The sequence below is a fragment of the Candidatus Aramenus sp. CH1 genome, assembly GCA_022678445.1.
Taxonomy (GTDB): Archaea; Thermoproteota; Thermoprotei_A; order Sulfolobales; family Sulfolobaceae; genus Aramenus.
Genome location: JALBWU010000006.1, coordinates 145,684 through 157,022 on the forward strand (window position 1 = coordinate 145,684; position 11,339 = coordinate 157,022).

The 11,339-nt window shown below is 41.9% G+C and carries 17 protein-coding genes; 12 read left to right on the forward strand and 5 right to left on the reverse strand.

Features of this window, described 5'->3' with window-relative positions; all coding sequences use genetic code 11:
• Positions 1 to 136 precede the first annotated feature (136 nt).
• From MPF33_05610 to MPF33_05650, 9 genes are all read left to right on the forward strand, one after another.
• Positions 137 to 355: a hypothetical protein gene (locus MPF33_05610; GenBank protein ID MCI2414711.1), complete on the forward strand. Its 219-nt coding sequence runs from the start codon at positions 137 to 139 to the stop codon at positions 353 to 355.
• A gap of 44 nt (positions 356 to 399) precedes the next feature.
• Positions 400 to 717, forward strand: coding sequence for a hypothetical protein (locus MPF33_05615; protein ID MCI2414712.1), 318 nt, complete (start codon positions 400 to 402; stop codon positions 715 to 717).
• A 323-nt stretch (positions 718 to 1,040) separates the two neighbouring features.
• On the forward strand, positions 1,041 to 1,322 hold the full coding sequence (locus MPF33_05620) for a transposase (GenBank protein ID MCI2414713.1): 282 nt from the start codon (positions 1,041 to 1,043) through the stop codon (positions 1,320 to 1,322).
• Entirely contained in the window at positions 1,258 to 1,680 is a 423-nt protein-coding gene (locus tag MPF33_05625) for a transposase (GenBank protein ID MCI2414714.1), read from the forward strand. Before MPF33_05620 ends, MPF33_05625 begins: the two co-directional genes overlap by 65 nt.
• A gap of 237 nt (positions 1,681 to 1,917) precedes the next feature.
• Complete coding sequence (locus MPF33_05630) at positions 1,918 to 2,148, forward strand: hypothetical protein (GenBank protein ID MCI2414715.1); 231 nt, start codon at positions 1,918 to 1,920, stop codon at positions 2,146 to 2,148.
• A 273-nt stretch (positions 2,149 to 2,421) separates the two neighbouring features.
• On the forward strand, positions 2,422 to 3,105 hold the full coding sequence (locus tag MPF33_05635; GenBank protein MCI2414716.1) for a peroxiredoxin: 684 nt from the start codon (positions 2,422 to 2,424) through the stop codon (positions 3,103 to 3,105).
• Between the two features lie 665 nt (positions 3,106 to 3,770).
• Complete coding sequence (locus tag MPF33_05640; GenBank protein ID MCI2414717.1) at positions 3,771 to 4,127, forward strand: DUF488 family protein; 357 nt, start codon at positions 3,771 to 3,773, stop codon at positions 4,125 to 4,127.
• 3 nt (positions 4,128 to 4,130) lie between these two features.
• Positions 4,131 to 4,736 (forward strand): helix-turn-helix domain-containing protein, encoded by a 606-nt coding sequence (locus MPF33_05645; GenBank protein ID MCI2414718.1) that lies wholly within the window; start codon positions 4,131 to 4,133, stop codon positions 4,734 to 4,736.
• Positions 4,737 to 4,776: 40 nt separating this feature from the next.
• Entirely contained in the window at positions 4,777 to 5,196 is a 420-nt protein-coding gene (locus tag MPF33_05650) for a hypothetical protein (protein ID MCI2414719.1), read from the forward strand.
• A gap of 49 nt (positions 5,197 to 5,245) precedes the next feature.
• On the opposite strand, the gene cynS is transcribed toward MPF33_05650, so the two are convergent.
• The gene (gene cynS / locus MPF33_05655; protein MCI2414720.1) at positions 5,246 to 5,695 is read right to left on the reverse strand and encodes a cyanase; all 450 of its coding nucleotides are present in this window, start codon (positions 5,693 to 5,695) and stop codon (positions 5,246 to 5,248) included.
• A gap of 252 nt (positions 5,696 to 5,947) precedes the next feature.
• On the opposite strand from cynS, the gene MPF33_05660 reads away from it, so the two are divergent.
• The 3 genes from MPF33_05660 (at position 5,948) to MPF33_05670 (ending at position 8,036) form a co-directional block, all read left to right on the forward strand.
• Positions 5,948 to 6,640, forward strand: a complete 693-nt coding sequence (locus MPF33_05660; GenBank protein ID MCI2414721.1) for a class II glutamine amidotransferase — start codon at positions 5,948 to 5,950, stop codon at positions 6,638 to 6,640.
• Between the two features lie 805 nt (positions 6,641 to 7,445).
• A complete protein-coding gene (locus MPF33_05665) occupies positions 7,446 to 7,580 on the forward strand; it encodes a transposase (GenBank protein MCI2414722.1) in 135 nt (44 codons plus the stop codon).
• 228 nt (positions 7,581 to 7,808) lie between these two features.
• Entirely contained in the window at positions 7,809 to 8,036 is a 228-nt protein-coding gene (locus tag MPF33_05670; protein MCI2414723.1) for a zinc ribbon domain-containing protein, read from the forward strand.
• A gap of 238 nt (positions 8,037 to 8,274) precedes the next feature.
• Here MPF33_05670 and MPF33_05675 read toward each other — a convergent pair whose 3' ends face one another.
• From MPF33_05675 to rfbC, 4 genes are all read right to left on the reverse strand, one after another.
• Positions 8,275 to 9,126, reverse strand: a complete 852-nt coding sequence (locus MPF33_05675) for a type II toxin-antitoxin system VapC family toxin (GenBank protein MCI2414724.1) — start codon at positions 9,124 to 9,126, stop codon at positions 8,275 to 8,277.
• A 7-nt stretch (positions 9,127 to 9,133) separates the two neighbouring features.
• On the reverse strand, positions 9,134 to 9,841 hold the full coding sequence (locus MPF33_05680) for a hypothetical protein (GenBank protein ID MCI2414725.1): 708 nt from the start codon (positions 9,839 to 9,841) through the stop codon (positions 9,134 to 9,136).
• 224 nt (positions 9,842 to 10,065) lie between these two features.
• The gene (locus tag MPF33_05685) at positions 10,066 to 10,305 is read right to left on the reverse strand and encodes a hypothetical protein (GenBank protein ID MCI2414726.1); all 240 of its coding nucleotides are present in this window, start codon (positions 10,303 to 10,305) and stop codon (positions 10,066 to 10,068) included.
• Between the two features lie 421 nt (positions 10,306 to 10,726).
• The gene (rfbC, locus tag MPF33_05690) at positions 10,727 to 11,290 is read right to left on the reverse strand and encodes a dTDP-4-dehydrorhamnose 3,5-epimerase (GenBank protein MCI2414727.1); all 564 of its coding nucleotides are present in this window, start codon (positions 11,288 to 11,290) and stop codon (positions 10,727 to 10,729) included.
• Positions 11,291 to 11,339 lie beyond the last annotated feature (49 nt).

Genomic DNA, 11,339 nt, shown 5'->3' on the forward strand with positions numbered 1-11,339 from the left:
CGCCTGGCGGGGTTAAGGTTTTAACATGAAAACGATTTCCTTTTATGACGCTTCCTTTGGTGAACTAAAGATGAGGAGCCCGATTACTCCCGCAATACCGGAAGCGTCAAAACCGCAGTTGTGAGGCTATTTCCTAGTGGGTCAACAGAGGAAATTGAGGAAGTTGGCAGACGTGACTGAAAAGCTGTGGAACGAGACAAACTACGAGAGACAACAATTCTTTCAAGAAAAGAATGTCAACTTTAAGGACACTTGGTACAAGTATTATGAAAAGTACAAGAAAGTTCTAGGAGTTAACGTTCAAGCTGTTTTCAGAAGAACAATGAAGCTTGGTCATCATTCTTCTCGTTACTAAAGCAAAGACATACCATTTGCTAATCACGTTTCACCACCAAGCTATTGGAAGGCGGTAAGAGGAAATTAATCCTAGTCATTAGGCAAGATCGCTACGAAGTTAACGAAGAAAGGCACGTCATCTCTCTGAAGGATTGGAAAATGGAGATGCCCTTTGAAGGTAGGTTAAGGTGGTTTGGCGCACAAGGTAGACTGGAGATTCACATTGAAGGTAACAAGTTTTACGCTTGTATTCCAGTCGACGTTAGTAGGACTACTTCTAAGAAAAGCGGTAAGCCGATGAACTCTCTCGTCGTCCACGGCGAAAGAGAGAAGTTGAGAAGCCTAAAGGCGACAGGATTGCGTCAATTGACCTTGGCCTAAACGCGTTGGCTACTGTCGTTGTTGAGAACGTACCATTCTATTTTACCGCGGTTCCATCGTTAAGAGCGATTACTATTTTCAGAAAAAGATTGCTGAACTCGACAAGTTAAAAAGCGAGGCTGAGAAGGTTCAAGAAGTGAAAGCTAGAGAAGAAGTGCTGAGGGAAAGGGAAAGAGTCACTAAGCTTTACCGTAGGCTTCTTCATTTACAGAACTTTAGCATCTCATCTTGCTAAGTATTTGTGGAATCTTGGTGTTTCAACAGTGTATTTGGGATATCCATATCTTATCGCTCAAGATAAGGGTAACAAGTTTACTTCAAATTTGGTCTTATCGCAAGTTGGCGCTATAGCGAACAAACTCCACGAGCACGGCATAAAGACGTTTCTAGTTATTGAGCACAATACCTCGCGTTTCTGCGCTTACCATAACGCAAATGTAACGAGAAGGCCTAGGGGAGTCGTAAACTGTCCTCTTGGCCATAAGCTTCACAGCGACGTCAACGGAGCGTTAAACATTATGAAACTTGGCGTGAAGAAGATTGTTAACGCTTTGGCTCTTTCTTTTCTCTTCACATCACGGAGTAACTCCCATAAAGGGGAGTAACGCCTTAGACCTAGGCAGAACCCTCGCAGGGCGTATCGCTCAAGATAAGGGTAACAAGTTTACTGTGAACATTTGGTCTTATCATAAGTTAATAAACGCGTTAGTGAACAAACTCCACGAGTACGGCGTAAAGACGTACCTAGTGATTGAGTATAATACTTCGCGTTTTTGCGCTTTCCATAACGCAAATGTAACGAGAAGGCCTAGGGGAGTCGTAAACTGTCCTCTTGGCCATAAGCTTCACAGCGACGTCAACGGAGCGTTAAACATCGTGAAACTAGGAGTGAAGAAGATTGTCGACGCTTTGGCTCTTTCTTTTCTCTTCACATCACGGAGTAACTCCCATAAAGGGGAGTAACGCCTTAGACCCTAGCGGAACCCTCGCCCTTTAGGGTGGGGAGTGGGTCAGCTATTACTTTCGCAACACTCCTGAGGTAACGTCTTGGACACTACCTTTATAGCCTCCATTTCCTTCCTATGAGCCTTATTCGCCGAGAACAGCTTCCTCTTATCTTCAGTCTACTGGACGCTCTACGTCTTTGCCGGAGCAGTCTACGTAGAGTACAAGATATCCCACAGGAGGCTTAAGGCATGAATGGTAAGGGCAAGCTGGTTGTCCTCCGTCCTCGTGTGGGTCACGCTGAGCGTCAGTTACCCTATCCTCCTGCTGACATTGGTAGAGCCTTCCATTAGGTTCCTCTTCCCGGGGCAGAAGCTGGGGTCAATGAAAGAGATTGCGACCTTGGGTAGAAAGGGGGCAAGAAGGAACGTGCTGTTACTCGTGCTCTTGGTTGGTCTGTCCCTGTTGAGCCATATGTTGCATTGAAAGGACGTTAACTAACTTACTTACTCCACGCCCTGCGAGGGTTTCCTTAGAGCAGTTAACAGGCTTTTTTGTCGCGTATATGGACGCATTTGACGAAAGTGTTTCCGTGAAGAAATCAAGGCTTTACTAAAATCTTGACGAAAACGAAGTGAGACTTGTGTTTAATCAAGTAACGACGAAAGCTTCACTGGATTATGTTTTAGATGGAAATATTTCTTATCTAGTAGTTAACTTTAAATTAAAGTTATTCTAAGTTATAGACAGGGAAAAAACTTGGAGCAAGAATTTAGAATACCTCTAATCGGAGAAAAATTCCCTGAATTAGAAGTAGACACAACTCAAGGAAAGATAAAGCTGCCAGACCAATACAAGGGAAAATGGTTTGTACTGTTTAGCCATCCAGGAGATTTTACACCAGTGTGCACCACGGAGTTTGTCTCCTTCGCGAAAAAGTACGAAGAATTCAAGCGTTTAAATACTGAATTAATAGGGCTATCGGTTGACACCACTATTAGCCACATAGAGTGGGTGAATTGGATAGAACAAAACTTGAAAGTGGAAATACCATTTCCTATAATAGCCGATCCTATGGGCAACGTAGCTAAGAGACTTGGAATGATTCACGCAGAATCTTCAACCTCAACTGTAAGAGCAGTATTTGTTGTTGACGACAAATCCACCGTGAGACTAATAATGTATTATCCTCTAGAGCTCGGCAGAAACATTAACGAAATTATTAGGAGCGTTAAAGCGTTGCAGGTAATTGACAGAACTGGATCTGTAATGCCAGCCAACTGGCCAAAGAACGAAATAATAGGAGATAACGTCCTTAATCCTCCGCCTAGAAACGTAAAAGACGCAAAGTTGAGACTGAACCAATTCAAGGGGTTTGCTTGGTGGTTAACTTACAGAGAAGCAGACAAAAAAGACGTTGAGGAAGCTGAAAAATACATTTAACTTCCTGAATAACTTAAATTAAGAAAAATTTTTAATCTCCATTTAGCTTTTTAATTAACTTGAAACTAACTACTTGTTACTAACTTCCTTCACACATTAAGGGAAAGAAGCAAGGACTGAATACTTCGACTTTAAGATTTCTGGAGGAAAATTCGTTATGACAATGAACGTGGATCTATTCTGTTTCTTTGATAGATAAGTAGGTCGAGGAAAAAGATAAAAACTGCTTTTTGAATAAATAACAAATATGGATAAGTTGTAGCTAGGAGATAAGAAGAGAAAGGTTATTGAGGTTCTGAAAAAAGCAGGTGGAAAGCTGGATCTCGCAGAGCTTAAGAAAAGAGTCAAGGAACTCATTAAGGATGACTTGGAAGAGATGGCAAAAGAGAAGATTGTGGAGCTGAAACAACATGGCTCAGGCTATACTGTTATCCTAATTAAAGAGTAAGAAAGAGACCAAAAGAAGGTAATGGACAGCCTAACAAGAATTGATAAAAAGCTGGACAAGTTAACTCAAATTGTGGAGCAAATTATAAGTCCCACGGAAAATAAAGCAACACCTAACTTTGACTAAGACTACTCTTCCATAACGGGATTGAGACTAGAAGGTGGAGGGCTAAAAGGTTAGGGATCATCCATTTTAACTTTCTCTCTAGTTATTCCACGTGATTAGGCTAAAGAGGATTTACGACCCGCCTGAAAAGGACGACGGCGTGAGGGTCCTAGTGGACAGGCTTTGGCCCAGGGGAACAAAGAGGGAGCTCGTAGACCTCTGGCTCAAGGACGTCGCTCCCTCAGACGAGCTGAGGCGCTGGTTCAACCACGAGCCAGAAAAGTGGGAGGAGTTCAAGAGGAAGTACCACGAGGAGCTCAACAAGAACCCAAAGGTAAAGGTCTTGCTGGAGCTAGTGAAGAAGTCGGACAACGTGACCCTCCTCTACCCAACCAAGTCCCCCTACAACAACGCCGTTGCCTTGAAAGAGTACCTTGAAAGGTTATTAAACCAAGGAGGAAAGGAATAAGGGATGAGAGAGCCCATTGAGGCAACCCTTCTTCTGGAGGACCATCCTTGCGAAGTGATGAACACCTTTCAGAGGCTTGAGGTAAAGTCAAGGATAGAGAACGTTAAGTTGGGGGAAGAGGTTACCGACCACATAGCAGAGCTCAAAGCAAACGACGTGGTCCTGGCGGAGCTGAGGAGGTCTTCTCTAAAGGTTCTCAGGATGAACAACGAAAAGGTTTGGATAAGGACTAAGGGGTGTGCAGTGTGCAGGTTACTCTACCACAATGACGTCATAGTGGAGAGGGTGAAAGTGGTGGGGGACAGGAAGGTGATGTACAAGGTCATGTTGCCAGGGATCCCTTCCCTCAAGACATTTCTTGGGGAGCTCAACAGGGTGGGAGTAAAGGTCACAGTCCTAGAGATTTCGGAGGTGGGAAGCGAGAAGCCCACCAAGAGGCAAATGGAGATCCTCAAGCTGGCTTACAAGTTGGGCTACTTCGACGTAGATAGGGGAATCTCCCTCAAGGAGCTAGCGAAAAAACTAGGCGTGAGTCCCCCCTCCCTTGAGGAGGTCCTTAGGAGGGCGTTGAAGAAGACGGTGAAGTATTACTTGGAAAAGAAGGGGTGAGCACAAAACCCCTTTTAAGCGCGTCTGTATAGGTAAATGTGTGAAAGTAGTCTTAGTCGGGCTTACCAGGGAAGGGAAAGTTGTGGAGAAGGTCTTCTTGACTGAGAGAGGGTTAGTTGATGTACAGAAGGGCGAGGGCTTCATTTCAATCTCCTTGGAGGGACTGAACTGCGTGGAAAGGCAAGGGGTAACCCTCGTGAACGGGGAGGAGGCCGATGCTAAGTGCGTGGACGTGGTAAAGGAGAAGGTTAAATGTGTTGATGAACTCCTTAAGGGGTTAGACGCGTGCAGTAGAGAGGACCTTGTTGATCAAGTGAGGTTGCTTGACGAGAAGGTGAAGTACGTGGTCTACGTAGTCCAAGAGGACGAGGTAATACCCTTCACCGGGGACCACGAGATAGACTCCCTAGCTTTCAGGGTAGTGGAGGAGTACAAGAGGAAGTACAGGCGGGTTCAATAATAGGTTGAGCTAATGCTCTGGTTTCGTACTCGGTAAGCTTGGACCAGATTTACCACTTGGCGTACCTTAGCCACTTACCGTTGAATGTTAACAACATCCTGTCGTTACCGTGCTCGTCCTTCACCTTGTCCACGTGGATAGTGACGTCGATCATGCTCATTATCCCGTCCCCGAACATCTCGTGAGCCACGTCCTTGATAGCAGGGCCGTAGAGCAACACTGCCTCGTAGAGCCTGTAGATGAAGGGGTCCGTCGGTGGCCACGGCTGAGCTGGAGTCCTCATAGGTACCTCCATCAAGATCCCCTTGTACTCAGGAGGGAGCTCAAGGATCTTCACCAGCTTCTCCGCCTCCTCCTCTTTTGCTTGACCATAACCGTAGAGCAACATGGCCACGTAAACCGGATCTCTACCGAGGGCCTTCCCAAGCTCCTCCCAAGTTAGCTTCTTCTCCCTCTTCCTCTCCAACATGAGTTCCCTTGCCTTTGACTTGTCCAACATGGCTATTAATATTCTTACCTTGAATTAATAAACTTGAAGTTAGCCGAGAGAAAGTGGGACAGTAAAATCCCTTTTAAATTGAGGGTATGACTGTTGCGACAAAAGTGAAAAGAGTGCAGTACTTCGCTGGCCAAATTTGGAACTAGGAGGAGACAGCCCAGTACTCCGCTTTAACTCCTTTTACTTAACTACGCGGGATCGGGAGGGCTCCTATCTAGAAACGCTTAAAACGCAAGGGGAGAAACTCTTTGTATGTGCAGGATGTTCGCCTACGTGGGGGAGAGCGTAGAGGACATGAAACTTCTCTACAGCCTACTCGTGGAGTCAGCACGAAAGGACGTGATAGCTGAGAGGCTAGGCCTCAACCCAGTCCACGGCGACGGTTGGGGGTTAGCCATATACGACGGTGAGAGGCTCCTTCACTACAGGAGTTCCAAGCCCATCTTCGAGGAAGAGCTCCCCGACATTGAAGTGAAGGGCAAGTTCTACGCTATCTTTCACGCAAGGCAGGCGACCAACAAGGCTACAGTGAGCGCCAGGTTTTCCCACCCCTTCCTTGAGACAAACGAAACTCAACTCGTCTTCCTAGCCCACAACGGCTGGGTAGACGAGGAGAGGCTTAAGGAGAAGCTCAACTTCCGGCCGTCAATTACTACTGACAGCGAACTCGCGTTGAAATACTACACCAAGATTGGTGACGTGAAGTTCCTCGAGGAGGTGACCAAGTCTGCCCTAAACTTGTTGATCCTAAAGGTTTCTAGGGAGAGCGGAGAGGCCGAGCTCTTATACGAGAACTACTACGTGAGGAAGGATAGGCCGGAGTACTACGATATGTACCTATGGGAAGGGAAGGGAGGGATAGCGGTAATGTCCTCAACCCTCAAGTACTACGGTAACCTCAAGGTTAGGGACGTGGAGAAGGGGAAGCTCTTGAAGCTGGGGTAAACTTTTGACAACTATTGTTATATCCTCACGTTTTATGGTTTATATACCTTATTCTCTTGATAAAAAAGAAGACAAACCTCGTCTGGCGGGGTAAAAGTCTTAAATAACAAAAACGATTTCCTTTTATGACGCTTTCTTTGGCGAACTAAAGATGAGGAGCGGGAGCCGATTACTCCCGCAATGCCGGAAGCGTCAAAACCATCGTTATAAGACTCTTCCCAAGTGAGTACCAACAGAGGAAACTAAGGAAGTTAGCAGAAGTTTCTTCAAAACTATGGAACAAGATAAACTACGAGAGAAGGCAACAATTCTTTCAAGAAAAGAAAGTCAACTTTAAGGAAACGTGGGATAAGTATTATGAGAAGTACAAGAAGGTTCTAGGAGTTAATGCTCAAGCTGTTTTACAGAAGAACAATGAGGCTTGGTCATCATTCTTCTCGTTACTAAAGCAAAAACTTATTAATCACGTCTCGCCACCAGCTTATTGGAAAGATGGAGGAAAGAGGAAATTAATCCTAGTAGTTAGGCAAGATCGTTATGAGGTTGATGAGAAAAGGCATGTTCTCTTTTTGAAGGATTGGAAGATGGAGATACCCTTCGAAGGTAGGTTAAGGTGGTTTGGTATACAAGGTAGGCTAGAAATTCACGTTGAAGGTAACAAGTTTTATGCTCTTATTCCCGTTGGTAGGCAAAGAAGAGTGGTAAGCCAATAAAAGAGTCTCTTGTTATTCATTGTGAGAGGGATGAGATTCAAGTTGAGAAGCCTAAGGGTAACAAGGTTGCGTCAATTGATCTTGGCGTAAACATGTTGTCTACTGTTATTGTTGAGGACGGTACAGTACTCTTTTATAGGGGTTCTCTCGTTAAGAGTGATTACTTCTATTTTCAGAAGAGGATTGCTGAACTCGATAAGTTAAAAAGTGAGGTTGAGAAGGTTTAAGAACAAGAAGCTAGGGAAGAAGCGCTGATGGAGAGGGAAAGAATTTTCTTTAAGCTTTATCGTAGGCTTCTTCATTACTACGGAACTTTAGCATCTCACCTTGCTAAGTATTTGTGGTCTCTTGGTGTCTCTATTGTTTACTTAGGTTATCCCTATTTTATTTCTCAGGATAAGGGTAACAAGTTTACTTCAAATATTTGGTCTTATCATAAGTTAGTTGATGCGTTAGTGAATAAGCTTTATGAGTACGACATAAAGACGTACCTAGCGATTGAGTACAATACCTCGCGTTTCTGCGCTTACCATAACGTTAAGGTTGACAGAAGGCCTAGGGGAGTTGTTAGCTGTCCTTTTGGTCGTAAACTTCACAGCAACGTCAACAGTGCGTTAAACATTATGAAACTAGTAGTGAAGAAGATTGTCAACGCGTTGAAAAACCTCTTTCTTTTTTTGTGAAGTCTAGTAGAGAAACTCCTCTTATGAAGAGTAACGCCTTAGACCCTAGCGGAACCCTCGCAGGGCGGGGAGGGGGTCAGATACTTGTTCATAAATTATGTTATATGAAGAATATTTTTAAGCATTAAATAAAGTATCTTCTTAAAATTTTGCATAACTTCTAAAACTGTTCTTCCATATTAAATGAAAAATAATTTTCTCGTTAGCTTGGAAAACACACTTGGAAAAGAGAAGCCTTTCAGTGTGAAGAGTTCAACTTCTTTAACACATCTTCTAAGTTTTCTACCTTTATATTATATCTAATTAAGTCTCTAATCTCCTCAGCATATTTCTTACGCTCAGGATTCTTGCTATTTTTTATGAATTCTTCTAGCTCGTTTAATTCACTTTCTTTTATAACTGCTAAATCTTGATCTTTGCTTATTATAGTTATGTTATCGCAGACTCCTTCACTTACTTCATGATAGACTTCGGAGAAGATTGACATATCGTTGAGACCAAAGTTTTTTATTTTTCCAAAAGTACGTAAATAAATAATATGTTTCATTTCTTCTTCATAAGAACTAAAAGAAATTCCTATTTCCTCAGGGAATTTCAAAAATTCGCCTTCCAATTTCTTTGTAATATACTCTTCTAAATCTTTTATTCTATTTTCTGACATTATTTCATTCTGAATTTCGGATAGCCTTTTGCATATAAGCTCATTACGAAGTTTAGAGAAAATCTTATTTGCTAGGAGTGGTCTTATCTCCCTATCAGTGTTATGATAGTTCTTCCTAGTAGTATTAGGATATAGCCTATATCGTCTATTCTCAAATAGCTGATAGAAGTTCTGTTTAATCTCATCCAATAATTCCATCTTATTTTCTACAAAAAGTTCATCCCAGTTATTTTCTTTCATTTTCGATATAATTAAATCTCTCAATATTATAAAAGACTCAGCTATAATTTTGAGCAATTCATTTTTTACACTATAGGGAACATAGATACTGTAACCTTTTTCTTTTAAGTTTCTAATTAATTCCATAGCTTGTTTATGCCTGTCAGTGAATTCAAAAAGGTAGTCTATAAGTACATTAGTATCTAGCACATAGCATTTATTCAAATATTGCTTCACCAAATAATAAGCTATACTTGTCCTTTATTGTAGAAGGTTTAGCTAAGACAACTATAAGGCGGGTTAAGGTTTCGTAATCTACTCTTTCTCCTTCAAGGTAGGCAATTATTGGGTAAGACAAGACAAAAATAAGAATATTAGTTATAGATACTAATTTCCTAAGTCTTTTGTCATCCTTTGCTTTTGATGCTGCAGTATCATAGCTCCTAATATTCTCCACTAGCTCAGTTAATAACCTAATGAACACTTTGTAGTAAAATTCCATTACTGTGTTTACCAATTCTCTTTCCTCTATGATCTTTAGGAACTCCTCTTTTCCTTTTATTAGCTCATCAAGCATCCCATAATATTTGTTTAGCCAATAGTTTTTGTATTCCTCAGTAGGAAGATTATTCAATAATTCATTAATTGTGTTGAGTCTTTTTAACTTATCTGAGTATTTATCTAAGAAGCCTTGTATAGTGGTTAAATAATCAAGGTTTGGAGAAGACAAAAGATTAAACAGAGCAGACATCAAATTAAGCACATCCTTCTTTAATTCCTCATCGTCAAGCAACTTCTTTATATCTTCATCTATTCTTTCAACAAAATCACCTTGTGGAATTCCAAGTAGTCTTAATTGCTTTTTGTTAGGGCTAAATATGTAAATTTCGTCAACAGCGTTTTTAAGTTCTGTTACTAATGACATTTAATTAATTGTATGTGATCAGATCTTTTTAAATTTTTCTCAAATTTTAATGCTTTACAATCCTATGTTTTGAATAAGCTGAATTTACTGTATGGGAAAGTGAGTAGTTTGATAAAGAAAAGGCAAACCTCGCCTTTTAAGGGTGTGTGGACAACAATTTTGTTATGTTGAATATAATAAGAACATTAAATTGGAAACCAAAGAATAATATTATTTAAGAATAACTATTTCTCTTGAATGCACTTGAAAAGTCCTTTAAGGCCTTCGTCTTTGTCTAATGCTAGATTCCCAAAGTGACGCCCCATGAAATAGGAAAATGAGGCTAAGTCTGACCAATAATCTGTCTTTAAGTCTTTTTCACTTTTACCAAAGCTCCACATTAAAAACTGTGCTAGATATAATTTGCCTTTAGAATCGCTAGAGATGTTAGGTAATTGCAATAATTTATCTACAACCTCTTTCACATTCGCATCCTTGGACAAGACATAATCTACTACTATATCGTAAATTAGTTCATCTAAATCGATGTGAGATAAATATAAAACGCGATTTGCTTCTTCGCATTCATAACCTTTGGAATCTCCGTCAAAGAATCCATAAATCTCGTAATTCCTATGTATCTTCCTTAAGTTTTTTACAACTTCGCGTACGTTATCCCTACCGCCGACCTGACAAACTAGCTTTTCCTCATCAAGTGCTCAGCAGTCATAATTAACGTATCTTTTTGCCTTATTATGAGCCTCCCTTAACGAGTTAGCCCCAAATAATCCTAAAATAAAATAAACGTCAGTTTTTCCTTCAACTACTAACCACTTTCATCCAAACAACCTCCTCTCAGATCTTCGTTGATTTTTTCCATTTCTACAAAAAGAGCTTAAAGCGACTTTAACAGAGGTCGTCCCCATACTCGAAGTTGGCCTTGGAGTCCCTCAACCTCGGTAGGTTCCTGTCCTTCTCCGACAGGATGTAGTCGCCAACAACCTTGGGCCACTGCACGTTTATCTCCGGGTCTTCGTACCTCACCCCGGAGTCGTGCTCTTTCGAAAACTCCCTTGTCACGAAGTAAACTACGTGGGATTCCTCAAGGGCAAGGAAACCGTGGGCAAAGCCTGCTGGAATCCAAAGCAACTTCCCTGGAGTTAGAACAGCGGAGACCCACCTCTTGTAGCTTGGCGAACCCTTCCTTAAGTCAACGGCTACATCGTAAATCTTTCCCGAAATTACGGTCACCAGCTTTCCTTGAGGTACTGGCTTTAGCTGGAAGTGTAAACCCCTCAGCACTCCTCTTCTGGAAAAGGAATGATTAACTTGGGCAAACCTGCAAGGAACGTACTCCTTGAAGTTGCTCTCCTTGTAAATCTCCTCGAAGAAGCCCCTATCATCTGAGAACTGCTTTGCCTCAATTAAAACAACTTCTGGGATTACTAGCCTTCTAAATTGAAAAGGCATACCCCTCTCACCTCCACGGAACGTCGTCTTTGAAGAACTTGTCAGTTAA

Coding starts and splice junctions, on each gene's coding strand:
- MPF33_05660 (MCI2414721.1), top strand. CDS start 5,948: ATGTGCAGGATGTTCGCCTACGTGGGGGAGAGCGTAGAGGACATGAAA.
- MPF33_05680 (MCI2414725.1), bottom strand. CDS start 9,841: ATGTCATTAGTAACAGAACTTAAAAACGCTGTTGACGAAATTTACATA.
- cynS (MCI2414720.1), bottom strand. CDS start 5,695: ATGTTGGACAAGTCAAAGGCAAGGGAACTCATGTTGGAGAGGAAGAGG.
- MPF33_05645 (MCI2414718.1), top strand. CDS start 4,131: ATGAGAGAGCCCATTGAGGCAACCCTTCTTCTGGAGGACCATCCTTGC.
- MPF33_05665 (MCI2414722.1), top strand. CDS start 7,446: ATGTTGTCTACTGTTATTGTTGAGGACGGTACAGTACTCTTTTATAGG.
- rfbC (MCI2414727.1), bottom strand. CDS start 11,290: ATGCCTTTTCAATTTAGAAGGCTAGTAATCCCAGAAGTTGTTTTAATT.
- MPF33_05630 (MCI2414715.1), top strand. CDS start 1,918: ATGGTAAGGGCAAGCTGGTTGTCCTCCGTCCTCGTGTGGGTCACGCTG.